Genomic DNA, 22537 nt, shown 5'->3' with positions numbered 1-22537 from the left:
CGCTGGGCATCAGACCCAGTCCTCCTCGGCGCCGGAAGGAATCGATTCAGTGGTGGCGCGTACGGTCGCGAAGGCCTCGCCCGCCATGCCGGCGGTGAGGGTGGTGCCGTCGGCCGGGTCGATCAGCAGGAACGAGCCGGTGCGGCGGTTGTCGGAGTAGGCGTCGAGCGCCAGCGGCTCGGCGGTGCGCAGCACCACGTGGCCGAGGTCGTTGACGTTCAACCCCTCGGCGCCGGAACGCTGTTCGAGGGTGTCGCCCGCCTTGGTCGGCAGAGCGATGCGGTAGGTGATGTCCTTGACCAGCGCGCGCACGGTGCGGGTGGTGTGCTTGAGCAGGACCTTGTCGCCGACGCGCAGCGGGCGCTCGTCGAGGTGGCTGACGGTGGCCTCGATGTCCCTGGTGGGCACGGGGAGCGCCCCGGCGGCGATCAGGTCGCCGCGGGAGACGTCGAGGTCGTCGGCGAGCCGGACGGTGACCGACTGGGGCGCCCAGGCGAGGTCCGTCTCGCGGCCGAGCGCGTCGATCCCGGCGACGGTGGTGGTGTGGCCCGAGGGCAGTACCGTCACCGGGTCGCCGACCCGCAGCACGCCGGAGGCCAACTGCCCGGCGTAGCCGCGGTAGTCGGGGTGCTCCTCGCTCTGCGGGCGGATCACGTACTGGACCGGGAAGCGGGCCGGCGCGGCGCCGGGGTCGCTGCCGACCGGGACGGTCTCCAGGTGCTCCAGCAGGGTCGGGCCGCCGTACCAGTCCATGTGCGCGGACGGCTCGACGACGTTGTCCCCGGCAAGGGCGGAGATCGGCACGGCCACCACGTCGCCCACGCCGAGCGAGGCGGCGTAGGCGGTGAACTCCTCGGCGATGGCGGCGAAGACGGGCTCGGCGTAGTCGACCAGGTCCATCTTGTTGACGGCCAGCACCACGTGCGGCACCCGCAGCAGCGCGGCGACGGCGGCGTGCCGGCGGGTCTGCTCGACGACGCCGTTGCGGGCGTCGACCAGCACCACGGCCAGTTCGGCGGTGGAGGCGCCGGTCACCATGTTGCGGGTGTACTGCACGTGCCCGGGGGTGTCGGCGAGGATGAACCGCCGCCGGGGGGTGGCGAAGTAGCGGTAGGCCACGTCGATGGTGATGCCCTGCTCGCGCTCGGCGCGCAGGCCGTCGGTGAGCAGCGCGAGGTCGGGCGCTTCCTGGCCGCGGCCCAGCGAGACGCGTTCGACGGCCTCCAGCTGGTCGGCGAGCACGGACTTGGAGTCGTGCAGCAGGCGGCCGACCAGGGTGGACTTGCCGTCGTCGACGGATCCGGCGGTGGCGAAGCGCAGCAGCGACGTGGCGGTGGCTTCCTGGGTGGTGCTGGTCATCGTTAGAAGTACCCCTCGCGCTTGCGGTCTTCCATCGCGGCCTCGGACAGCTTGTCGTCGGCCCGCGTCGCGCCGCGCTCGGTGAGGCGGCTGGCGGCGATCTCGGCGATCACGGCCTGGATGTCGGTGGCGTCCGAGTCGACGGCGCCGGTGCAGGACATGTCGCCGACGGTGCGGTAGCGGATCAGCCGCCGCTGGACGGGCTCGTTCTCCTTGGGGCCGCCCCACTCGCCGGCGGTCAGCCACATGCCGCCGCGGGCGAAGACGTCCCGCTCGTGGGCGTAGTAGATCTCCGGGAGGTCGATGCCCTCGCGCTCGATGTACTGCCAGACGTCCAGCTCGGTCCAGTTGGACAGCGGGAAGACGCGCACGTGCTCGCCGACGGCGTGCCGGCCGTTGTACAGCGACCACAGCTCGGGGCGCTGGCGGCGCGGGTCCCAGGCGCCGAACTCGTCGCGCAGGGAGAACACCCGCTCCTTGGCGCGGGCCTTCTCCTCGTCGCGGCGCCCGCCGCCGAACACCGCGTCGAAGCGGTTCGTCTCGATGGCGTCGAGCAGCGGGACGGTCTGCAGCGGGTTGCGGGTGCCGTCCGGGCGCTCGCGCAGCCGGCCGTCGTCGATGAAGTCCTGGACGTGGGCGACGTGCAGGCGCAGGCCGTGCTCGGCCACGACGCGGTCGCGGTAGGCGATCACCTCGGGGAAGTTGTGGCCGGTGTCGACGTGCAGCAGCGAGAACGGCACGGCGGCCGGGTGGAAGGCCTTGAGCGCCAGGTGCAGCATGACGATGGAGTCCTTGCCGCCCGAGAACAGGATCACCGGGCGCTCGAACTCCCCCGCGACCTCGCGGAAGACGTGCACCGACTCGGCCTCCAGCGCGTCCAGGTGGGACAGCGCGTACGGCGTGTCGTCGGTGCGGACCGGGCTGTCGGTCGCGGTGGTCATGCGAGACCCCTCTCGGTCAGGAAGGCGTGCAGCTCGGCGGCGGACTCGGCGACCGCGCGGCCCTGCGTCTGGATCCGCAGCTCCGGCTTCTCCGGCGCCTCGTACGGGTCGTCCACGCCGGTGAGGCCGGCCAGCTCCCCGGCGGCCTGCTTGGCGTACAGGCCCTTGACGTCGCGTTCGGCGCACAGCTCGACCGGGGTGGCGACGTGGACCTCCAGGAACTCGGTGCCGGCCGCCGCGTGCCGCTCGCGCACCGCGGCGCGCGAGTCGGCGAACGGGGCGATCACCGGGGCGAGCACCTTGACGCCGTGGGCGGCGAGCTTCTCGGCGACGAAGCCGATCCGGGTCACGTTGGTGTGCCGGTCCTCGCGGGTGAAGCCGAGGCCCTTGGAGAGGAACTCGCGGATCTCGTCGCCGTCCAGGACCTCGACCTGGTGGCCCTCGGCGCGCAGCCGTCCGGCCAGCGCGAAGGCGAGCGTGGTCTTGCCCGCGCTCGGCAGCCCGGTCAGCCACACGGTGGCGCCGCGCTCGCAGGGGGCGGCCGCGGGGGCCGCCTCCGCGGCTCCGTCGGCGGCCCGGGTGTGAGCTGTCACAGTCTCAAGTCCTTCGTCGGTAGTGGGGGGGTGGGTCAGAGGTGGATGCCGCACTCGGTCTTGCCGGAGCCGGACCAGCGCCCGGCCCGGGCGTCCTCGCCCTCGGCGGGCTTGCGGGTGCAGGACAGCGGCGAGCAGCCGATCGAGGTGTAGCCCTCCCACAGCAGCGGGTTGAGCAGCACCCCGTGGGCGGCGACGTAGGCGTCCACGTCCTCCTGCGTCCACCGGGCGATCGGGGCGATCTTGACCTTGCGGCGCCGGGCGTCCCAGGACACCACCGGGGTGTCCGCCCGGCTCGGGGACTCGTCGCGGCGCAGCCCCGTCGCCCAGGCGTCGTAGCCGCCGAGGCCGCGGTTGAGCGGCTCGACCTTGCGCAGCGAGCAGCACAGGTCCGGGTCGCGGTCGTGCAGGTGCGGCCCGTGCTCGGCGTCCTGCTCGGCCACGGTGCGCAGCGGCCTGAGGGTGATGACGTTGACCGGCATGGTCGCGGCCACCGCGTCCCGGGTGCCGATGGTCTCCGGGAAGTGGTAGCCGGTGTCCAGGAACACCACGTCCACGCCGGGGAACACCGAGGAGGCGAGGTGGGCGACGACCGCGTCCTCCATCGAGGAGGTGACGCAGAAGCGGCGGCCGAAGGTGTCGGCGGCCCAGGCCAGGATCTCCTGGGGCGTCGCCTCCTCCAGCTCGCGGCCGGCCCGGACGGCTATCTCCTCGTAGTCAGTCGTCGCGCTGGTCACCGGACGAACCCCCGTCGTTCGCAGTCGAGTTGGCCGAAGCCGCGGCCGCAGGCGCGGCCGGGGCGGTCGGGGACAGCAGGCCGAGGAACTTCAGTTGGAAGGCGCGGCGGCACCCGTGGCACTCCCAGGCGCCGTGCCCGACCTCGGAGGGGCGCAGGTCCTCGTCCCCGCAGTAGGGGCAGAAGAACGGCGCGGCGCGTTCGCTCACGACAGCTGCTCCTCGCCGGCCCGGGCCGCCCACTGGGCGAAGCGCTCGCCCTCGGTGCGGTCGGCCTGGTAGCGGGTCAGGACGCGCTCGACGTAGTCGGGCAGGTCGTCCTTGGTGACCTTGAGGCCGCGGACCTTGCGGCCGAACCCGGCCTCCAGGCCGAGCGCGCCGCCCAGGTGCACCTGGTAGCCCTCGACCTGCCCGCCGTTGCCGTCCGGGACGAGCTGGCCCTTGAGGCCGATGTCGGCGACCTGGATGCGGGCGCAGGCGTTCGGGCAGCCGTTGATGTTGATGGTCAGCGGTTCGGCGAAGTCCGGCAGGCGCTTCTCCAGCTCGTCGATGAGCGTGCGGCCGCGCTCCTTGGTCTCGACGATGGCGAGCTTGCAGTACTCGATGCCGGTGCACGCCATGGTGCCGCGGCGGAACGGCGACGGGGTGACCCTCAGATCCAGCGCCTCCAGGCCGGCCACCACCGAGTCGACCTGGTCCTCGGCGATGTCGAGGACCAGCATCTTCTGTTCGGCGGTGGTGCGCAGCCGGTCGCTGCCGTGCGCGGCGGCGAGGTCGGCGATCTGGCCGAGCAGCCGGCCGTCGACCCGGCCGACGCGCGGCGCGAAGCCGATGTAGTACCGGCCGTCCTTCTGCCGGTGGACGCCGACGTGGTCGCGCCAGCGGCCGCTGGGCTCCTGCGGCGCGGGGCCGTCGACCAGCCGGTACCCGAGGTACTCGTCCTCCAGCACCTGGCGGAACTTCTCCACGCCCCAGTCGGCGACCAGGAACTTCAGCCGGGCGCGGTTGCGCAGCCGGCGGTAGCCGTAGTCGCGGAAGATGCCGATGACGCCGCCGTAGACGTCGGCGACCTCGTCCAGCGGGACCCAGGCGCCCAGGCGCACGCCCAGCTTGGGGTTGGTGGACAGCCCGCCGCCGACCCACAGGTCGAAGCCGGGCCCGTGCTCGGGGTGGACCACGCCGACGAAGGCGACGTCGTTGATCTCGTGCGCGACGTCCAGCAGCGGGGAGCCGGAGACGGCGGACTTGAACTTGCGCGGCAGGTTGGAGAAGTCCTTGTTGCCGATGAAGCGCCGCTGGATCTCCTCGACGGCGGGGGTGCCGTCGATGATCTCGTCCTCGGCGATGCCGGCCACCGGGGAGCCGAGGATGACGCGCGGGGTGTCGCCGCAGGCCTCGGTGGTGGACAGGCCGACGGCCTCCAGCTTCTGCCAGATCGCCGGGACGTCCTCGATCCGGATCCAGTGGTACTGGACGTTCTGGCGGTCGGTCAGGTCGGCGGTGTTGCGGGCGTACTGCTCGGAGACCTCGGCGATCGCCTTCAGCTGGGCGACGGTCAGCCGGCCGCCGTCGATCCGCACGCGCAGCATGAAGTACTCGGCGTCGAGCTCGTGCGGCTCCAGGATCGCGGTCTTGCCGCCGTCGATGCCCTCCTTGCGCTGGGTGTACAGGCCCCACCAGCGCATCCGGCCGCGCAGGTCGGCGGGGTCGATCGAGTCGAAGCCCCGGTGCGCGTAGATCGTCTCAATACGTGTCCGTACGTTGAGACCGTCGTCGTCCTTCTTGAACTGCTCATTGGCGTTCAGGGGGGTGAAGTGGCCCATGCCCCACTGGCCCTCGCCGCGGTGACGGGTCACCTTGCGAGGCGCGGCGGGGCGGCGCGCGACGGCGCGGTCGGCCGTGGGCTCGGCGGTCTCGGGGGTGGTGGCCATGGTGAAGTCCTTCGGGGCAGATGGCTCTGACGCCGGGTGGGTCGCTGGGGGTGCGTGGCGGTGCGGTGCTGCTGTGACCTGCGGGTATTCCCAGGTCCGGAGAGAGCAGTGACCGTGGCCGGCCGGGCGCCTGCGCGTCCGCTCCAGCGGGGACGGCGAGGTGGGTGGCGCCGGGTGCGGTGGTGCGGCGGGGTGGGCTCAGATCGCCGGACAGATGGCGCTGGACACGCGAAGGAGATCGACGTGGAGTCGACCAACTAGGGTGGTTCCGGCGCTCGGCATGGCAAGAGATTGGCACGGCGCGGGACTCGCGGTCCACTAACATCCGAATGGCGGACGCTGAGGTTTCGCCATGTGAGACCGCCGGGAATCCCCGCCGCTCCCCGCCCCGACGTCCGTCCACGCGCCCGTACCCCGGGGGAGATCAACCGCGCGGCCCCGGCCCGATACCGTTAGACCCGTGCAAGCAGCAGGCGAGACGAGCAGACCGAACCCCGAACGGCCCTCCCGGCGCCGGGGCAAGGGCTCCCGACGCGCGGCCAAACAGGCCGCCTGGCGCCGCACGGCGTGGGAGCTGGTCAAGGACACCACCAACACCTGCGTCGAGTACCGGGTCACCGGACTCGCCGCGGAGGCGGCCTTCTTCACCCTGCTGTCGATCCCACCGCTGCTCCTCGGCCTGGCCGGCACCCTCGGCTACCTCGACGAGTTCCTCGGCGCCGGCACCATCGACCGGCTCAAGCACGACATCGTCTCGGCCTCCGGGACGGTCCTGTCGGACTCGTCCGTCAAGGAGGTCGTGGTGCCGCTGCTGGACCAGGTCTTCGCCCACTCCCGGCCCGACCTCGTCTCGATCGGCTTCCTGCTGTCGCTGTGGTCCGGCTCCAGAGCGCTCTACATCTTCATCGACACCATCACCGTCATGTACGGGCTCGACGGCAAGCGAGGCATCGTCAAGACCCGGCTGATGTCCCTCGGCCTCTACTTCGGCGCCCTCGTCATCAGCTCCCTGGTGCTGCCCCTGCTGATGGCCGGACCCGGACTCATCGAGAACGCCGTGCCCGGCGTCGCCGGACTGGTCGGCGCCGCCTACTGGCCGGTCGCCATCGTGCTGCTGATCGTCTCCCTCACCACCCTCTACCACCTGGCCGTCCCCGTCTCCACGCCCTGGCGCGAGGACGTCCCCGGCGCGCTGGTCGCCCTGGTGGTGCTGGTCGTCTGCAGCGTCGCCCTGCGGATCTACCTGGTCAGCTCGGTCGAGGTCCCCTCCGTGTACGGCTCGCTGGCCGCGCCGGTGGCCGTACTGCTGTGGATCTTCGTGGTCGCCCTGGCCGTCCTCATCGGCGCCGCCATGAACGCCGCCATAGACCGCCGCTGGCCCACCCTGGAGACCGCCGACGCCCGCGCCGAGAACGAGCGCGCCCAGGAGGAGGCCGCCGCCGCCGTGGTCCGCGAGGTCGCCGCCCGGCGCGCCGCCGAACGGGCCCGGCGCGCCCGCGAACTCGGCCTCGCCGAAGGCGCCGAGGAGGAGTGGGGCGAGGAGGACGGCGACGACGTCGACGTCCCCTCCGAGTACCCGGAGCGCTGGGCCGACGTCCTGGCCGCCGACAACGTCCGCGGCCGGCTCACCGCCCGCGGCGGGCCCCACCACCGGCCCGGGCCGCCCCCGCCGGACAGCGACCGGCCGTCCGGGCCGCCGCCGGAGCGGCGGGCGCCCGACTACCCGCCCCGGCCGCCGTGGGAGCGGCAGTAGCGGGGCAGGACGGCGGCACCACGACGAACGGCACAGGGCCTCCTCCGCGGGATGCGGGGGAGGCCCTGTGCCGTTCGTCGTCTCCTGACGTCCGGTCGTCTCCTGGTGCCGGTTCGCCGGTTCGTTCCTGCCCGTTGCCCGTTGCCCGTTGCCCGTTGCCCGTTCGCCGTTGCCCGCTGCCCGGAGGGCGGCTCGCGGCCGGCGGTGGGTCAGGCGGTCGCCGGGTTCGGCGGGAAGGGGGACTGCGGGGCCGGGTGGTACCCGTACGGGGACTGCTCGGCCGGAGGGTACGGGGCGGCCGGGTTGACCTCGGTCCGGTCCGGATCCGGGCCCGGGCCGGCCGGGCGTGGGAGCGTCAGCTCCGGGGCCGTCGCGTTCGGGCCGTTCGGCGCGGTCGGGCTCGCGTTCGGGTTCGGATCCGTCGCGGCCGGACCGCCCGGGGCCGCAGACCGGCCCGCCGGCCCGGCCTGCGCCGGGAGCGGATCCGGGCTCGGCGGCGCCGGCTCCAGCGCCGTGCGTCCGGCCGAGTCGCTCAGCTTGATCAGCAGCGCCACGATCAGCCAGTTCGCCAGCAGCGACGAACCGCCCGCCGCCAGGAACGGCAGCGCCTTGCCGGTCAGCGGCACCAGCCCGCTCACCCCGCCGACCACCACGAACACCTGCAGCGCCAGCGCCGTCGACAGCCCCGTCGCCAGCAGCTTGCCGAACGGGTCGGTCAGCCCGACCGCCGTCCGCAGCCCGCGCTGGACCAGCAGCAGGTACACCAGCAGCACCGCCGTCACCCCGGCCAGGCCCAGTTCCTCACCGATCGTGGTGAAGACGAAGTCGCTGCGCCCGGCGAAGCCGATCAGCCACGGCCGCCCCGAGCCCAGGCCCGTCCCGGTCAGGTGCCCGGTGCCCAGGCTGAACAGCGCCTCGGCGGGCTGGTCGGAGATGATCGCCGGGTCGTGGTGCTCCTTGTAGATGTCGAGCGGGTGCAGCCAGGCCTCGACGCGCCCGTGCACGTGCGGCTCCACGGTGCCGACCACGGCCGCGCCGCCGACCGCCATCAGCAGGCCGAGCACCACCCAGCTGGTGCGCTCGGTCGCCGCGTACAGCATCACGACGAAGACGCCGAAGAAGATCAGCGAGGTGCCGAGGTCGCGCTCGAAGACCAGCACCAGCAGGCTGACCACCCAGATCGCCAGCACCGGGCCGACGTGCCGCCCGCGCGGGAGGGTCATCCCCCAGATCTTCCGGCCGGCCAGCGCGAGCGCGTCCCGGGAGGCCATCAGGTACCCGGCGAAGAAGATCGTGATCGCGACCTTCACGAACTCGTCCGGCTCGAAGGAGAGCCCGAACAGGCGGATCCAGCGCTTGGCGCCGAAGTCCTCCGGCCGGCCCGGGAAGAACGCGGGCGCCGCCAGCAGGATCAGCGCCCCCGTCATCAGCAGGTACACGTACCGCTGGAAGAACCGGTGGTGCTTGATCAGCGCGATCAGCGCGATCGCCACCGCGACCGAGACGAACACCCACATCAGCTGCGAGGGCGCGGCCGGGAGCTTCTGGTAGTCGCCCTTCCTGGCGTGCGCCGCCGCGTAGGAGATGTCCAGCCGGTCCAGCAGCATCAGCCCGAAGCCGGTCAGGAAGACGCCCAGCGGCAGGATCAGCGGATCCGCGTACGGGGCGAACCGCCGCACCGCCAGGTGCGCCACCCCGGCCAGTCCGCCCAGCGCCAGGCCGTGGACCAGCAGCCCGGGCGGCATCTTGCCGGTCAGTGCCAGATCGGCGTCGATGTGCCCCGCCAGACAGACGGCCACCGCGAGCGCCAGCAGGCCCAGCTCGATGTTGCGGTGGCGCGCCGCCAGCCGGCGGCCCTCGCCGCGTGCAGTGCTTTGCACCCTTGTCGTCCCCTTGTCATCACCCGCGTGGCCGGTATCGCCGACGGTGCATCCTGCCAGACGAACACGGCCCCGCGCCGGTTGCGGTCCGGGGGCCGTCGAGGCCGGAACTTTGCCTGGGCAAAGCTTTTTCCGGGCTCGGTAAAGCTTTGTTCAGGTGCAGGTATAGAGGCGGGCCCCGGGTGCGGCGGGCCCCGGCCGGGAGGCCATCATGGCCGGGCGCCGCGGTCCGGTCCGCGGCGCCCGACGGACCGCCGCACGGCGCCGGCGGCGGCAGGGCGCGAACGAGGTGGGCGGACGGATGGACGGCGCGGTGCGAGTGCTCGCCTACAGCGGACCGCCGCCCTGGCAGTGGTCCGACCTGGCCACGTCGTGGACGGCCGAACCGCTCGTGCTCACCCTCTCCGTGCTGCTCGGCGGCTGGTACCTGGCCGCGGTGCGCACCGTCCACCGGGCCGGCGGCGAGCGCTGGCAGCCGTCCCGCACCGCCGCCTTCCTGGGCGGGCTGCTGCTGTGGATCTGGTGCACCTGCTCCGGCCTCGGCGTGTACGAGCGGATCCTGTTCACCGACCGGGCCGTCCAGGTCGTGCTGCTGCTGATGCTCGTCCCGCTGCTGCTCGCGCTCGGTGCGCCGGTCTCGCTGCTGGTCGCGGCCGCGCCGCCGGCCCGGCGCGAGCGCGTCCTGCGGGCGCTGCGCAGCCGGCCGTCCAAGGTGCTGATGTTCCCGGCCGTCTCCACCGCGCTGCTGATGGCCCCGCCGTGGCTGCTCTACTTCACGCCCTGGTACGAGGAGTCGGTGTCCAGCGCGTTCGGGAACGTGCTGCTGCACCTGGCGCTGGTGCTGCTCGGGCTGGCGTACTTCTGGCCGCGGCTGCAGATCGACCCGGTCGGGCGCGAGTACCCGCACCTGGTCGGGCTGTTCATCACCTTCGCCGAGGTGATCTTCGATGCGGGGCTCGGGCTGGTGCTGATCTACGGCGGTCACCTGGTCGCCGAGCACTACTACGTGGCGCTCGGGCGGCCGTGGGGGCCGAGCCTGGCGCAGGACCAGACCTGGGGCGGCAACATGCTCTGGGTGCTGGGCGACCTGGTCGGGCTGCCGTTCCTGGCCGCGCTGGTGCGGCGGATGGTGGTGCAGGGGCGGGAGGAGATCAAGGCGGTGGACGCCGAACTCGACGCCCGTTTCGAGGAGGCCGCGGCGCAGGCGCAGGCGGCGGGGCTGCCGGCCGAGGAGGAGGCCGGGATGCGGCCCTGGTGGCTGGACGACCCGAACCTCAAGCACCGGTACGGCGGCTAGCCGGCTCCGGCGGGTTCCTCGGTGCGGGTCCGCACTTTTGTAGGTCCAATGTTGGCCCCTTGTGGCTCCCTTCACCGCGTTTCCGCAGGTCAAAAATCACTTGGCCCCGCCACCCCGACCAGCTAGCGTTTCTCCCGTCCAGATCGGGGGCCTTCACGGCCGCCCGAGGAGCAGAGAGCAGGAGGTGAACCCCGTGGTCGTTGTCGCCCCGATAGCTGCCTTGGGCAGCACTCGCGTTCACCTCCTCTTCCCGGCCGCCGGCTGACCCTTTCCGCGCCAGCCGCAGCCCGCCGGGATCATCTCCTCCCGAAGGGCCCACCGCGTTGTTCAACGCTGCCTCCACTTCGTCGTCCCCCTCTGGCTCCCTCTCCGACGAGCTGCCGCTGTCCGGCTACGGCTGGACGCCCGAGCTCGCGGAACTCTTCACCCCGCTCGCCGAGGCCGGTCTGATCCCGGCCCGGATCGTCCGCGTCGACCGCGGCCAGTGCGACGCCGTGCTCACCGATCCGGAGACGGGCGAGCCGCGCACCGTCCGGCTCGACACCCGCCCGGTCGGCGACGCCGACATGATCAACTGCCCGTGCACCGGCGACTGGGCCGCCGTGGACCTCCACGCCCAGCCGATGGCCGCCGTCAGCGCACTGCTGCCCCGCTCGACCGCGATCATCCGCAAGGTGGCCGGCAAGCGCTCCGACGGCCAGGTGCTCGCCGCCAACGTCGACACCGTCCTGATCGCCGCCTCACTCGCCGCCGATCCGGACCTCGGCCGGATAGAGCGCTTCCTCGCCCTGGCCTGGGAGTCCGGCGCCGACCCCCTGGTCGTCCTCACCAAGGCCGACCTGGTGGACGACGCCGAGTTCATCCGCGCCGACGTCGAGGCGGTCGCGCCCGGCGTGACCGTGCTCGTGGTCAGCGCCGAGACGGGCGAGGGCATGGACGTGCTGCGCGCCTGCGCGCCCGGCACCACGGCCGTGATCGGCCAGTCCGGCGTCGGCAAGTCCACGCTCACCAACGCGCTCGCCGGCGTCACGGCGATGGCCGTCCAGGAGGCCCGCTCGGTCGACCAGAAGGGCCGTCACACCACGACCACCCGCGAACTGATCCCGCTGCCCGGCGGGGGTGTGCTCATCGACACCCCTGGGCTGCGCGAGGTCGGCCTCTACGGTGGCGAGGGCGTGGACCTGGCCTTCGCCGACATCGCCGGACTGGCCGAGGACTGCCGCTTCCATGACTGCGGGCACCACACCGAGCCCGGCTGCGCGGTGCAGGCGGCGCTCGCCGACGGCACCCTGCCGCAGCGCCGGATGGACAGCTATCTCAAGCTCCAGCGCGAGAACGAGTGGATCGCCTCCCGCTCGGACGCCCGACTGGCCTCGGCCCGGGCGAAGAAGTGGAAGTCGCTCTCCAAGTCGATGCGCGCCGCGGGAGGCCCCGTGAAGCGCTGACCAGGAGCCGACCAGGAGTTCAGGAGGCTGCAGCCGGCCTCCGCCCGGGCCACCAGGCTCGGCGGAGGCCGGGCGGGCCGGCAGCCGGAAGTGCTTCAGGGCCACTGAGGTGGCGTCGTCCACGGTGAAACCCGGGTCACCGAGGGCGGCGAGCCGCCCTGGCCGGAGGCCAGACCGCGAGCAACGCGCGCGTGCACCGAGCGCTGCGGCGTGGTCTTCTCCCGGCGTGGGCTCGACGGTGCGGGCCTCCCGGTGCGGGCTTAGCGGCGTGGGCCTCCGCTGTGGCCCTCGGTGTGGTCCCCACACCGGGCCCCTGTGAGGGGCCCCCAGCGCGGGGACCAGGGTGGGCCCCCTGTGGAGGGCCCCCGGCGCGCGGGCCCTCCGGGCCGGTGCTCGGGATGGGTGGGTGGAGGTGGGCGGAGGGTGGGGTGGGGGAGGGGGGAGGGGGGAAGCCCCCAACGGCCATGTCCGATTCCCGCCAGTCACCCCCGCCCCAGTGCCGCAAACTGGACAGCGTGATCGACGACGACATCCGGTACCGAGCCGTGGACAGCCGAGACGCCCGCTTCGACGGCGTCTTCTTCACGGCCGTCACCTCCACCGGCATCTACTGCCGACCGAGCTGCCCCGCCGTGACCCCCAAACGCGTCAACTGCGTCTTCTACCCCAGCGCCGCGGCCGCCCAGGGCGCCGGCTTCCGCGCCTGCCGCCGCTGCCGCCCCGACTCCGTGCCGGGTTCCCCGGAGTGGAACCACCGCGCCGACCTGGTCGGTCGCGCGATGCGCCTGATCGGCGACGGCGTGGTGGACCGCGAGGGCGTCGCGGGCCTGGCCAGCCGCCTCGGCTACAGCTCCCGCCAGCTCCAGCGCCAGCTCATCGCCGAGCTGGGCGCCGGCCCGATCGCGCTGGCCCGCGCCCGCCGTGCCCAGACCGCCCGCCTGCTGCTGCAGACGACCGAACTCCCGGTCACCGACATCGCGTTCGCCGCCGGCTTCGCCTCGGTGCGCCAGTTCAACGACACCGTGCGCGAGGTCTACGACCGCACCCCCAGCGGTCTGCGCGCCGAGGTCGTGGCCGGCCGCCGCGTCGCGACCCCGGCCGGCGGCCTCACCCTGCGCCTGGCCTACCGCGGCGCGCTCGACAGCGACCACCTGATCGACTTCCTCGCCCTGCGCGCCGTCCCCGGCGTGGAGGAGGTCGTCCCCGGTCCGCGCCCCGGCGTCCGCACCTACCGGCGCACCCTGGCGCTCCCGTACGGGCACGGCATCGCCGAGGTCGACGGGCTGGCGCCGGGCGAGCCGCGCACCCGCGGCTGGCTCGACTGCCGCCTGCTGCTCGCGGACCTGCGCGACCTCCCGACCGCCGTCCAGCGCCTGCGCGGCCTGTTCGACCTGGACGCCGACCCGGACGCGGTCGACGAGCAGCTCGGCGCCGACCCCGTGCTCGGCCCCCTGGTCCGGGAACGCCCCGGCCTGCGCTCGCCCGGCCACGTGGACCCGCACGAGCTGGCCGTCCGCGCCGTGCTCGGCCAGCAGATCACGGTCAGCGCCGCCCGTACGCTGGCGGGCCGGCTGGCCGAGAAGTACGGCACCGCGCTGCCCGAGCCGAGCGGCGGCCTGCGGCTGCTGTTCCCGACGGCGGCGGTGCTGGCCACCGCCGACCCGGAGGACTTCGCGATGCCCGCCGCCCGCCGCCGCGCGCTCACCGGCCTGTGCGCGGCCCTGGCCGAGGGGGCGGTACGACTCGACGGCGGGGTGGACCGGGAGGAGTCCGCGGCCAAGCTGCTGGCCCTGCCCGGCATCGGCCCCTGGACCGTCGGCTACCTGAGGATGCGGGCCCTCGCCGACCCCGACGTCTTCCTCCCGGGCGATGTGGGCGTCAAGCACGGCCTCGTCCGGCTCGGCGCCCCCGGCGACCCGAAGGACGCCGCCCGCGCGGCCGAGGCGTGGGCCCCGTGGCGCTCCTACGCCGTGCACCGGCTGTGGGCCGGGCCCGCGAGCGCCAGCACTGGAACGGAGAAGGCACAGGTATGAGCACCACCGTCTACACCACCATGGAGAGCCCGTTCGGCCGGCTGCTGCTGTCCGGTGTCCTGCCCGAGGGCGGCGGCGCGGCGGCGCTGGCCACCGTCACCGCGCCCGGGCAGAAGTACGCGCTGGCCGAGCCCGCCGACGACTGGGTCCTCGACCCGGAGGCGCTCGCCGAGCCGGTCGCCCAGCTGACCGCCTACTTCGCGGGCGAGCGCACCTCCTTCGACCTCCCGCTCGCCCCGGCGGGCACCGAGTTCCGTCGGCGGATCTGGGCCGCCCTGGACGGGATCCCGTACGGCGAGACCGTCACCTACGGCCAACTCGCCGATCTGGCAGGGGAGTCGCCGCGCGCGGTGCGGGCGGTCGGCGGCGCGGTGGGCGCCAACCCGCTGCTCATCGTCCGCCCCTGCCACCGTGTCATGGGCGCCAACGGCTCGCTGACCGGCTTCGCGGCGGGCGTGGACTGCAAGCGCCGGCTGCTGGAGCTGGAGAGCGGCACGCTGTTCTGACGCCGCCGCCCGGGCGGCGGCGCGGCTCAGCCCGCCGCCGCCCGCAGGTCCACCCGCCAGTTGTGGCTGCGCATGAACCGCCCGGGCGGGAACTCGAAGTCCGTCTCGCCGACGAGGCTGAACCCGGCCTTCGCGCAGACCGCGTTGGAGGCTGGGTTGTCCACCGAGGGGAAGGCGTGCAGGTGGCGGTGGGCGGCCTCGCGGCGGGCGGCCGCGACGGCGGCGCGGGTGGCGGCGACGGCGATGCCCCGCCCCTGGTGGCCGGGCAGGACGTTCCACCCCATCTCGTGGACGGTCTCGCCCTCCCAGGTGCGGGTGCCGTAGCCGACGGTTCCGACGGCCTCGCCCTCGGGGAGCAGCACGATCCGGTACATGCAGCCCAGGCCGGACGGGACGAAGTCCAGGTAGCGCCGGTGCCGGACGAGGAGTTGCTCCTCGGTCTCCGGGCCGCCGACGTGCTTCTTCATCTCCGGGGTGTTGACCCGGCGCAGCAGTGCGAGGTCGGCGTCCGTCCAGGGCTCGATCAGTACCTGTGCTGTGCTCATGCCGGGGACGGTAGCGGTCCGTACGGGTCGGCGACCAGCGGTTTTGGGGCGCCCGGGGGTGCTGACCAGGGTTCGGCCGGGGTCGGACCGGGGCCAGGCCGGGGTTCAGGCCGGGGTTCAGGTCTGGTCGGGGCCCTGGCCGGTCTCGGCAAGGGCGCGGGCGAGCTGTTCGAGGGCGGGCAGCGCGTGGACGACGGCGTCGCGGTCGGTGGGGTCGAGGGTGCCGAGGGCGGTGGCGATGCGGCGCTCGTGGGCGCGCTGCCAGTCGTCGAGCTGGCGCCGGCCGGCCGGGGTGAGGGCGATGCGGGCGGTGCGACGGTCGCCGGGGTCGGCCTGGCGGTCGACGAATCCGGCGTCGAGGAGCTTGCCGATCAGTCCGCTGACGGTGTTGGGGGCGAGCCGCTGCCGGGCGGCGAGTTCGCCGACCCGCAGGGGGGCGGCGGCGAGGGTCTGGAGGAGTTCGACCTGCGCCATGGGCAGGGACTCCCACGGGTAGTCGGTGCGGATGCTGCTGCGCAGGGCGCGGCGCAGGCGGGTGACGGTGTCGGTGAGCCGCCGGGCGTGGTCGACCGCCGTTTCGGGGGTTTCGGTGGCGGGGTCGGGGACGTGTGGTGACGACGGCATGGCGGACAGCGTATCGCCTGGTACGGGCCGGTCCGGCGGACTGTCCACCGTCGGGCGGGGGCCTCCCGGAACTCTGCGGATACCCCTGGGGCCCTGTGGAACTCGGCGCCCCCGGGCTCCCGTCGGAAAGCGAGCAACTCGTAGAAAGAACATATCTGCATCCGATATATTTGTGGCATGAACGCCACCGCCCTTGCCGCGCGGCTGCTCACCGAGCGGCCCCGGCCGCGCGGCATAGCCGGCTGGCGTCACGCCCACTGGCTGGCCGTCGGCACCGTCTGCCTCGGGGCCTTCCTCGGCCAGCTCACCGCCAGCGTCACCGCCCTCGTCTTCCCGGCCCTCGGCCGGCACTTCGACGCCGGCTTCGCGGCCGTCGAATGGGTCGCCCTCGCCTACCTCCTGGTGCTGGTCGCGCTGCTCGCCCCGGTCGGCTGGCTCTCCGACCTCATCGGCCGCAAGACCATGTACCTCGGCGGCTTCGCCGTCTTCGCCCTGGCCTCGCTCGGCGCCGGATACGCCGGCAGCCTCGGCGTGCTGGTTGCCTGCCGGGCCGTCCAGGCCGTCGGCGGCGCGATGATGCAGGCCAACAGCGTCGCCCTGGTGGCGCGCGGCGTCCCGGAGCACGCGATGCGGCGCGCGCTCGGCATCCAGGCGGCGGCCCAGGGGCTCGGTCTGGCGCTGGGCCCCAGCCTCGGCGGGCTGCTGGTGGAGCACGCCTCCTGGCGGTGGGTGTTCTGGATCAACGTGCCGATCGGGGTGCTGGGCATCCTGGCCGGCTGGTTCCTGCTGCCCCGTACCCGTACCGGGCCCCTGCCCGCCGCCGGTGCCGGGAAGCAGCCCGCCGCCGGTACCGGGGGCCCGCCCGCAGGAGCTGCCGCCCGCCTGCCCGCCCCCCGCACCGAGGACGGCCCGCTCGCGCCGGGCGCGGTGAGCCCGCCCGGCGCCGTGCCTGTCACCGCGCCCGGCGGCCGCTTCGACCTGGCCGGCCTGCTGCTGCTCACCGGCTCCACCACCGCGCTGCTGCTCGCCCTGTCCACCGCCTCCGGACTGCCGCTGCCCGGCTGGGCCGTCGCCGTCCTGCTGCTCGCCGCCGCCGTCCTCGCACTCGCGCTGGTCCGTCAGGAACGGCGGGCCGCCCGGCCGATCCTGGCGCCCGGCCTGGTCAACACCCCCGGGGTACGGTCCGGGCTGGTGGTCTCGCTGATCGGCTACCTGCTGCTGTTCTGCCCGCTCGTGCTCGGCCCGGTGCTGCTCACCGGCGCGGGCGTGCCGGTGGCCCGGGCCGGCTTGGTGATCACCCTGCTGCCCGCCGCGTTCGCGCTCGCCGCGACCGTCGGCGGCGCGCTGCTGCCGCGCGGCTGGTCGGACGTCGCCCGCTGCCGCGCGGGCGCGGTGCTCGCGGGCGCGGGGCTGCTGCTGTTCGCGCTGCTGCCGGTCTCCGGGGCGGCCGTGGCGGTGCCGCTGCTGCTCGCCGGCTACGGGCTGGGACTGCTGCTGCCGGCCAACAACGCGCTGGTGATGCGGGCGATCCCGGCGCAGTGCTCGGCGGTCGGCGGCGGCATGGTCAACATGGCCCGCAGCCTCGGGACGGCGCTCGGCACCGCGCTGCCCGTCCTCGGCGTCCACCTGGCGGGCCCGGCGGCCGGCGGCCGGACGGTGCTGCTCGCTCTCGCGGCGGTCGCGGTGGCGGCCGTGGCCCTGACCCGGCCGGTCCGCCCGGCCTGAGCCGGGGCCTCCGCCTCGGGCCTCCGACCCGGACCTCCGCCCTCGGACCTCCGGCCCTGGCTAGGCCTCCGAGCGGACGTTCAGCGCGTCCTGGGCCCGGTTGAGGCCGCGTCGCACCAGCGTGTCCAGCGCGTCCGCACACCGGTCCAACACCCCTGGCAGGGCGGCCTGTTCATGGTCCGAGAACTTCTTCAGCACGAAGTCGCCGACGCTCTGCCCTTTCGGTGGGCGTCCGATGCCGAAGCGCAGCCGCACGAAGTCGCGGGTGCCGAGCACCTCGCCCACCGAGCGCACGCCGTTGTGGCCGCCGGGGCCGCCGCCGCGCTTGAGCCGTCCGGTGCCGAACGCGAAGTCCAGGTCGTCCTGCACGACCACCAGGTGCTCGACCGGGACGCCGTAACGCCGCAGCAGGCCGGACACCGGTCGGCCGGACAGGTTGATGAACCACTGCGGCTTGGCCAGCACCACCCGGTGGCCGTCGATCTCGATCTCCGCCACCAGGGCGCCGATCCCGCGCCGCCGGAACCGCGCGCCGTGCCGTTCGGCCAGCCGCTCCACGGTCAGGAAGCCGGCGTTGTGCCGGGTCAGCCGGAACCACGGGCCGGGGTTGCCCAGTCCGGCGATCAGCCAGGGTGCGGCGGGGGTCATCGGGAGCTCCAGGTGCTTGGCGCGGACGCGGGACGGCCGGGGCGCGGTACGCACGGTACGGGACCGTCGACCGCGCCCCGGCCGTCCAGGACACGCGCAGTGGGGTGGGTCAGGACTCGGGCACGCCGGGGGCGGCGCCGCGCTCCGTGAGCATGTCGGTCATCAGCTGCACCTCCGAGGTCTGCGCGACCACCATCGACTGGGCGAGCCGCTTCTCGGCGTCGTTCCTCGCCAGGTCCACGTAGCCCTGGGCCATTTCGACGCCGCCCTTGTGGTGCTGGATCATCAGCTGCAGGTAGTACACCTCGGCGTCCCGCCCGCTGAGCGAACGCAGCTTCGCCAGTTGGGTGTTGGTGGCCATGCCGGGCATCAGCGAACCGTCGTGGGCCTGGTAGTCGTGGCCCATCTTCATCCACGCCATCGGCTTGGCCGCCGAGTGCTGCGGCAGCCCCCACTGGTCGATCCAGCCCATCATCATCCCGCGCTGGTTGGCCTGGGTGTTGATGATGTCGAAGGCGAGGGTGCGGGTCGGTTCGTCGTCGGTGCGGTCCCGGACGATGAACGACAGGTCCACCGCCTGCTGGTGGTGGGTCGCCATGTCGCGGGCGAACCCGGCCTCGGGCGAGTCGTCCGCCGGGACGGCCACCGAGGCCGACCCGGACGCCGACGTCCCGCTCGCCACCAGGGCGGGCACCCCGAGGGCCAGCGCGAGGGCGGCGGCCAGCGCGGCCGGCCACCACAGCCGCCGACGGGCCGGGCGCGGCGCCCCGGCCTCGTCCGCGAACGCCTCGGCGGCGTGCTCGGAACCGTCCTCGGGCGGCGCCGCGTCGGCGGTCACATCTGCCCCATGGTGCAGGAGGCGCCCGGCTCCTGGGTCTGCTTGCCCTGGACGTACTTGGTGAAGAACTGGTTCACCCGGGGGTCGCTGGCGCTCTCCACGATCAGCTGGGTGCTCCAGGCGTTCAGGGTGATGGTGCCCTTCTCGTCCGGGTACGGGCTCATCAGCGAGTACGGGGTGGTCTTGACCTTGTCGGACAGGGCCTTGATGTCGTCCGGCGTCGCCTTGCCGTTGTACGTCACCCAGACCGCGCCGTGCTCCAGCGAGTGGACGGCGCGCTCGTTCTCGACCGGCTGGTCGTAGACGTGGCCCATGCAGTCCAGCCAGATCGCGTTGTGGTCGCCGCCGACCGGCGGGGTCATCGGGTAGCTGACCTTGTCCTTGACGTGGGTGCGGCTCAGCTCGCCGAAGGTCTGCACGCCCGGGATGTCCGCGTTGGCGGCGGCCTGCTCCTTCTTCTTGCTCTGGTTGGCGTCCATGACGATCCAGGTGCCGGTGGCGATCGCGCCGATCACCAGCACACCGGCCGCGACCGAGGCGATGACCTTGTTGCGGCGGTCGCGGCGCTGCTCGCCGGCGCGCAGCTCGGCTATCCGGGCGCGGCGGTCGGTCGGGCCGGGCTTGCCGGACTGCTTGCTGGACTGCTTCGAGGCGGAACCCATGGTGGTTGTCCTTGTCCCCGCCGCGCACTGCTGGAGGCGCGGCGGTCAGCTGAAAGAAGGGGAGGGGCGGATCCGCCGGCGGATGCCGGGCGGTGGGTTCCGCTCAGGACCGGTGTACTTGCAGCTCGTGTAGATCGGGTGCCGGATGCGGACCGTCCAGCAGCCCGGCGGGCACCACCCTGGGCAGGGCCTCGGCTGCCGGCGCGAGCGGTGACGCGGCCGGCTGCGGATGCGGCGGCGGGTTCGGAAGCTGGGCGTCCTGCGCGCAGTACGGGTGGCTGGAGCAGCCGTTGTCACGGCGCGGCTGCCCGCCGTCGGCGGTGCACCACGTCCAGTGCCGCTGCTCCCCGGCGCGCTGGCGCTGGTCGGAGGCCTTGGCGGCGGGGCCGGCGTGCGGGCCGTGGCCGGCGACCGTCGGGACGGTGGCGGCGGTGATGGTGGTGGTCACGGCGGCGGTGACGGTGGTCGGCGTCGGAGCGGCGTGCGCGCCGACCGCCTTCGACTGGCTGGCGCACGGCAGCGTCGTGAGCAGCGCGACCAGCAGCAGGACCCACAGCACACCCACCGGGCGGCCCGCCGGTGCGGCCCTCCCCGGTCGAGGTGAGCTGGGGGCCGACGCGGTCATGCGCACATTTAATCAGCCGAACGAGTGAAGCGATGCCCCTCCTCCGCCCCGATTTTCGGCCGCTCCCGGGCCCGAACACCCCGGAAACGCCCTGCTCCGGGCACATCCGGCAAGCACGGACGGAACGGGACCGAACGCGGGGGTGAACCCGGGGGTGGGCGCGGGGCCGGGCTCCCCGGTGAAACCCGAGGTGGGCGCGGTGGCCGGGAACGGCCCGGCGCTGACCGGTTGTCGCCGAAACCCGGACAGCGTCGTTGCACTTGGAGACAATGACGTCGAGTCCGGCCCCGCCGGGGGCGGCGCGACCACGGACCGACCAGGAGCCGCCAGATGAGCAAGCAGGGTGCCCCCGCACAGTCGCACCGGCCGGACGACGGCTGGTGGGACACGGTCTACGACGGCCCGGCGGGCACCCTCCCCGACACCCCGCACGCGGACCCCGGCGACGGCAGCGTCGACGACTGGTTCGAGACGGCGGTCGGCCTCATCGGCCAGCAGCGCACGGCCGAACCGGAGCCGGTTCCGGACGTGGGGCCGGTTCTGGACGCGGAGCCGGCAGCGGAGCCGGAGCCGGTATCGGAGCCGGAGTCGCTGTCGGCAGCGGAGCCGGCAACGGACGAGGCGCCGGAACGGGACAGCATCGACGACTGGTTCGACACCGCGATCGGCGTCATCGGACCCCAGCGGGCGGACGAGGAGCGGGTCTTCGCCCCTGACGTCCAGGAAACCGAAGCCGACACCGCCCCCACACCGGTCTCCCTGGACAAGCCCACCCCCGAGCCCACGCCGCAACCCGCGCCGGAACCCGAACCCGAGGTCGCCGCCGAGGAGCCCGAGCCCGAGCCCGAAGCCGAGCCCGAGCCCGAGCCCGCCGAGGAACCCGACACCCTCGCCACCGCCACCGCCACCGTCCCCGACCCGCGCCCGGCCGTCCGCTCGCCGCTCGCCGACGACGCCCCCGCCGTGCCGCACATCGGCGAGCGCCCGCCGACCTACGGGCCGGAGCCGACCGCCGTCCCGGAGGCGGACCCGGGCGTCCTCGGGGCGCTCGTGCCGGACACCGTCCTGGAGGGCGCCCAGTACGGGTCGTCCGTCCTGCGCGCCGTCTCCGTCCGCGGCGACTCCGCCCGCTACCGGGGCGAGTCGCGGCGCGACGCGCTGCTGGTCACCAGGTTCGGCGAAGGCCCGGACGGACTGCTGCTCGCCGTGCTCGCCGGCATCGACCGGACCGGCACCGCCGCCGACGAGGCGCTCCCTCCGGAGGCCGTCGCCACCAGCACCCGCGAGGCCTGCCGCCAGCTGGCCGCCGCGGTCGGCCGCAGCCGCGAGGGCCTGGCCGCAGACCTGCGCGACGGCGCCCGGGACCGGCTGCGCTACGGCCTCCAGCGGCTCGCCACCGGCGCCGTCGCCCCGCTGCGCGCGCTCGTGCCCGGGAACGAGGAGGACGGCACGCCGTCCCCGGCCTCGCTGCACTGCCTGCTGCTGTCGCTCGACCCGGCGGTCGGCCACCGGGCGGCCTTCGGGGTCGGCCCGGGCGGGCTCTACCTGCTGCGCTCCGGGCACTGGATCGACGCCTACGCGGCCCGCCTGCTGCACCACCCGGACGGCCGGCAGCCGTCGGAGGAGCCGAGGCCGTTCCGCTTCCGGCTGGTCCCCGCCACCCCGGGCGACGTGCTGCTGCTCTGCACCCCCGGCCTGGCCCGCCCGATCGCCGACGAGCCGGCCGTCGCCCACTTCCTGTCCACCCACTGGGCCCACCCGCATCCGCCCGGCACCGTCGACTTCCTCCGCCAGGTCCAGGTCCGCGCCAAGGGCTACGCCGACGACCGTACGGCGGCCGCCGTCTGGACCGAATGACGACCGACTGATCGACGGTTCGGAACACCGCCGTCCCGCCGGTGCCGCGCCCGACACCCGGTCAGCGCGCCTTGGGAAAGACGGCGCGCAGCGCGGAGCCGCGGACGGTGACCGCGGCCCGGAGGACGGGCAGCATGCAGACGACCTGCACGGCGGCGTACCAGGGCGGGCAGACGCCCGGGATCAGGTCGACGCCGATGATGGCGACCGGCATGACGACGGTGAGGGCGCCCAGCCGTTCGAAGGCCCGGCGGGACCCTCGGGAGGCAGCGACCGCCAGCCGGTGGACCAGCACGGCGACCACCGGCAGCAGCACCGCCCGGACCCACATGAACGTGTTCACCGGGTGGCCGCTGCCCGCCACCGCGACGACCGCCAGGAACGCGACGGTGCCGAGCGCGCCGTAGACCTTGACGCCGGCCGTCACGGTGCCGAAGGCGCGCCGGGTACGGGGGTCGTGGAGCAGCTCCGCCCGGGGCGCGTGGGGAGTGTCCGTGCTGTGCGTGCCTGTGCTGTGCGTGTTGGTGTCCATGTCCACCG

Annotated in this window: 22 protein-coding genes; 7 read left to right on the top strand and 15 right to left on the bottom strand. The window is 74.0% G+C overall.

Annotated elements, in window-relative coordinates:
* Window positions 1–9: 9 nt before the first annotated feature.
* The 7 genes from OG556_RS07990 to OG556_RS07960 all read right to left on the bottom strand — a co-directional run bounded on the left by OG556_RS07990 (window position 10) and on the right by OG556_RS07960 (window position 5841).
* Window positions 10–1359 (bottom strand): sulfate adenylyltransferase subunit 1, encoded by a 1350-nt coding sequence (locus OG556_RS07990; protein ID WP_371516503.1) that lies wholly within the window; start codon window positions 1357–1359, stop codon window positions 10–12.
* A 2-nt stretch (window positions 1360–1361) separates the two neighbouring features.
* Window positions 1362–2300, bottom strand: a complete 939-nt coding sequence (gene cysD, locus OG556_RS07985) for a sulfate adenylyltransferase subunit CysD (protein ID WP_371516502.1) — start codon at window positions 2298–2300, stop codon at window positions 1362–1364.
* Window positions 2297–2893 (bottom strand): adenylyl-sulfate kinase, encoded by a 597-nt coding sequence (cysC, locus tag OG556_RS07980; protein ID WP_371516501.1) that lies wholly within the window; start codon window positions 2891–2893, stop codon window positions 2297–2299. Before cysC ends, cysD begins: the two co-directional genes overlap by 4 nt.
* A 35-nt stretch (window positions 2894–2928) precedes the next feature.
* A complete protein-coding gene (locus OG556_RS07975) occupies window positions 2929–3630 on the bottom strand; it encodes a phosphoadenylyl-sulfate reductase (protein WP_363368686.1) in 702 nt (233 codons plus the stop codon).
* Window positions 3611–3838, bottom strand: a complete 228-nt coding sequence (locus tag OG556_RS07970) for a hypothetical protein (RefSeq protein WP_371516500.1) — start codon at window positions 3836–3838, stop codon at window positions 3611–3613. Before OG556_RS07970 ends, OG556_RS07975 begins: the two co-directional genes overlap by 20 nt.
* Complete coding sequence (locus OG556_RS07965) at window positions 3835–5559, bottom strand: nitrite/sulfite reductase (protein WP_371516499.1); 1725 nt, start codon at window positions 5557–5559, stop codon at window positions 3835–3837. The genes OG556_RS07970 and OG556_RS07965 overlap by 4 nt, the downstream gene beginning before the upstream one ends.
* Window positions 5560–5757: 198 nt before the next feature.
* Window positions 5758–5841, bottom strand: coding sequence for a putative leader peptide (locus tag OG556_RS07960; protein ID WP_347878562.1), 84 nt, complete (start codon window positions 5839–5841; stop codon window positions 5758–5760).
* 178 nt (window positions 5842–6019) lie between these two features.
* Here OG556_RS07960 and OG556_RS07955 point away from each other — a divergent pair, with 178 nt between their 5' ends.
* Window positions 6020–7312, top strand: a complete 1293-nt coding sequence (locus OG556_RS07955) for a YihY/virulence factor BrkB family protein (protein ID WP_363584111.1) — start codon at window positions 6020–6022, stop codon at window positions 7310–7312.
* A 209-nt stretch (window positions 7313–7521) separates the two neighbouring features.
* Here the strand turns inward: OG556_RS07955 and OG556_RS07950 are convergent, their stop codons facing one another.
* Window positions 7522–9192: an FtsW/RodA/SpoVE family cell cycle protein gene (locus OG556_RS07950; RefSeq protein WP_371516498.1), complete on the bottom strand. Its 1671-nt coding sequence runs from the start codon at window positions 9190–9192 to the stop codon at window positions 7522–7524.
* 211 nt (window positions 9193–9403) lie between these two features.
* On the opposite strand from OG556_RS07950, the gene OG556_RS07945 reads away from it, so the two are divergent.
* The 4 genes from OG556_RS07945 (at window position 9404) to OG556_RS07930 (ending at window position 14473) form a co-directional block, all read left to right on the top strand.
* Entirely contained in the window at window positions 9404–10489 is a 1086-nt protein-coding gene (locus tag OG556_RS07945) for a cytochrome c oxidase assembly protein (RefSeq protein ID WP_371516497.1), read from the top strand.
* Between the two features lie 323 nt (window positions 10490–10812).
* Window positions 10813–11934, top strand: a complete 1122-nt coding sequence (gene rsgA, locus OG556_RS07940) for a ribosome small subunit-dependent GTPase A (protein WP_371516496.1) — start codon at window positions 10813–10815, stop codon at window positions 11932–11934.
* Between the two features lie 464 nt (window positions 11935–12398).
* A complete protein-coding gene (locus OG556_RS07935) occupies window positions 12399–13967 on the top strand; it encodes a DNA-3-methyladenine glycosylase 2 family protein (RefSeq protein WP_371516495.1) in 1569 nt (522 codons plus the stop codon).
* Window positions 13964–14473 (top strand): methylated-DNA--[protein]-cysteine S-methyltransferase, encoded by a 510-nt coding sequence (locus tag OG556_RS07930; protein ID WP_371516494.1) that lies wholly within the window; start codon window positions 13964–13966, stop codon window positions 14471–14473. The genes OG556_RS07935 and OG556_RS07930 overlap by 4 nt, the downstream gene beginning before the upstream one ends.
* A gap of 26 nt (window positions 14474–14499) precedes the next feature.
* Here OG556_RS07930 and OG556_RS07925 read toward each other — a convergent pair whose 3' ends face one another.
* Together OG556_RS07925 and OG556_RS07920 are read right to left on the bottom strand one after the other, a co-directional pair.
* Window positions 14500–15018: a GNAT family N-acetyltransferase gene (locus OG556_RS07925; RefSeq protein ID WP_371516493.1), complete on the bottom strand. Its 519-nt coding sequence runs from the start codon at window positions 15016–15018 to the stop codon at window positions 14500–14502.
* Between the two features lie 117 nt (window positions 15019–15135).
* Entirely contained in the window at window positions 15136–15642 is a 507-nt protein-coding gene (locus OG556_RS07920; protein ID WP_371516492.1) for a MarR family winged helix-turn-helix transcriptional regulator, read from the bottom strand.
* Window positions 15643–15819: 177 nt separating this feature from the next.
* Here OG556_RS07920 and OG556_RS07915 point away from each other — a divergent pair, with 177 nt between their 5' ends.
* Window positions 15820–17367: an MFS transporter gene (locus tag OG556_RS07915; RefSeq protein WP_371516491.1), complete on the top strand. Its 1548-nt coding sequence runs from the start codon at window positions 15820–15822 to the stop codon at window positions 17365–17367.
* Window positions 17368–17427: 60 nt separating this feature from the next.
* On the opposite strand, the gene pth is transcribed toward OG556_RS07915, so the two are convergent.
* The 4 genes from pth to OG556_RS07895 form a co-directional block, all read right to left on the bottom strand.
* Window positions 17428–18027, bottom strand: a complete 600-nt coding sequence (gene pth, locus OG556_RS07910) for an aminoacyl-tRNA hydrolase (protein ID WP_371522615.1) — start codon at window positions 18025–18027, stop codon at window positions 17428–17430.
* A gap of 97 nt (window positions 18028–18124) precedes the next feature.
* Window positions 18125–18757, bottom strand: a complete 633-nt coding sequence (locus tag OG556_RS07905) for a DUF305 domain-containing protein (protein ID WP_371522613.1) — start codon at window positions 18755–18757, stop codon at window positions 18125–18127.
* 92 nt (window positions 18758–18849) lie between these two features.
* A complete protein-coding gene (locus tag OG556_RS07900) occupies window positions 18850–19515 on the bottom strand; it encodes a DUF3105 domain-containing protein (protein WP_371516490.1) in 666 nt (221 codons plus the stop codon).
* Between the two features lie 103 nt (window positions 19516–19618).
* Window positions 19619–20140, bottom strand: a complete 522-nt coding sequence (locus OG556_RS07895) for a hypothetical protein (RefSeq protein WP_371516489.1) — start codon at window positions 20138–20140, stop codon at window positions 19619–19621.
* A gap of 330 nt (window positions 20141–20470) precedes the next feature.
* Between OG556_RS07895 and OG556_RS07890 the strand changes: the two genes are divergently transcribed.
* Window positions 20471–21997 carry a hypothetical protein gene (locus tag OG556_RS07890; protein WP_371516488.1) on the top strand — a complete coding sequence of 509 codons (1527 nt, stop codon included), beginning with the start codon at window positions 20471–20473 and terminating at the stop codon, window positions 21995–21997.
* Window positions 21998–22058: 61 nt separating this feature from the next.
* Here OG556_RS07890 and OG556_RS07885 read toward each other — a convergent pair whose 3' ends face one another.
* Entirely contained in the window at window positions 22059–22529 is a 471-nt protein-coding gene (locus OG556_RS07885; RefSeq protein WP_371516487.1) for a hypothetical protein, read from the bottom strand.
* Window positions 22530–22537 lie beyond the last annotated feature (8 nt).

The sequence above is a fragment of the Kitasatospora sp. NBC_01300 genome, assembly GCF_041435235.1.
In the GTDB taxonomy this organism is placed as follows: Bacteria; Actinomycetota; Actinomycetes; order Streptomycetales; family Streptomycetaceae; genus Kitasatospora.
The sequence above is the reverse complement of the archived record's forward strand: the minus strand, read 5'-3'. Positions and strand labels throughout refer to the sequence as shown.

What these genes read in the sequence shown, in the direction of transcription:
- OG556_RS07990 (WP_371516503.1), bottom strand. Translation starts at nt 1,359, where the DNA reads ATGACCAGCACCACCCAGGAAGCCACCGCCACGTCGCTGCTGCGCTTC.
- cysD (WP_371516502.1), bottom strand. Translation starts at nt 2,300, where the DNA reads ATGACCACCGCGACCGACAGCCCGGTCCGCACCGACGACACGCCGTAC.
- OG556_RS07965 (WP_371516499.1), bottom strand. Translation starts at nt 5,559, where the DNA reads ATGGCCACCACCCCCGAGACCGCCGAGCCCACGGCCGACCGCGCCGTC.
- OG556_RS07960 (WP_347878562.1), bottom strand. Translation starts at nt 5,841, where the DNA reads ATGCCGAGCGCCGGAACCACCCTAGTTGGTCGACTCCACGTCGATCTC.
- OG556_RS07945 (WP_371516497.1), top strand. Translation starts at nt 9,404, where the DNA reads ATGGCCGGGCGCCGCGGTCCGGTCCGCGGCGCCCGACGGACCGCCGCA.
- OG556_RS07935 (WP_371516495.1), top strand. Translation starts at nt 12,399, where the DNA reads ATGTCCGATTCCCGCCAGTCACCCCCGCCCCAGTGCCGCAAACTGGAC.
- OG556_RS07930 (WP_371516494.1), top strand. Translation starts at nt 13,964, where the DNA reads ATGAGCACCACCGTCTACACCACCATGGAGAGCCCGTTCGGCCGGCTG.
- OG556_RS07925 (WP_371516493.1), bottom strand. Translation starts at nt 15,018, where the DNA reads ATGAGCACAGCACAGGTACTGATCGAGCCCTGGACGGACGCCGACCTC.
- OG556_RS07920 (WP_371516492.1), bottom strand. Translation starts at nt 15,642, where the DNA reads ATGCCGTCGTCACCACACGTCCCCGACCCCGCCACCGAAACCCCCGAA.
- OG556_RS07915 (WP_371516491.1), top strand. Translation starts at nt 15,820, where the DNA reads ATGAACGCCACCGCCCTTGCCGCGCGGCTGCTCACCGAGCGGCCCCGG.
- OG556_RS07900 (WP_371516490.1), bottom strand. Translation starts at nt 19,515, where the DNA reads ATGGGTTCCGCCTCGAAGCAGTCCAGCAAGCAGTCCGGCAAGCCCGGC.
- OG556_RS07895 (WP_371516489.1), bottom strand. Translation starts at nt 20,140, where the DNA reads ATGACCGCGTCGGCCCCCAGCTCACCTCGACCGGGGAGGGCCGCACCG.
- OG556_RS07890 (WP_371516488.1), top strand. Translation starts at nt 20,471, where the DNA reads ATGAGCAAGCAGGGTGCCCCCGCACAGTCGCACCGGCCGGACGACGGC.
- OG556_RS07885 (WP_371516487.1), bottom strand. Translation starts at nt 22,529, where the DNA reads ATGGACACCAACACGCACAGCACAGGCACGCACAGCACGGACACTCCC.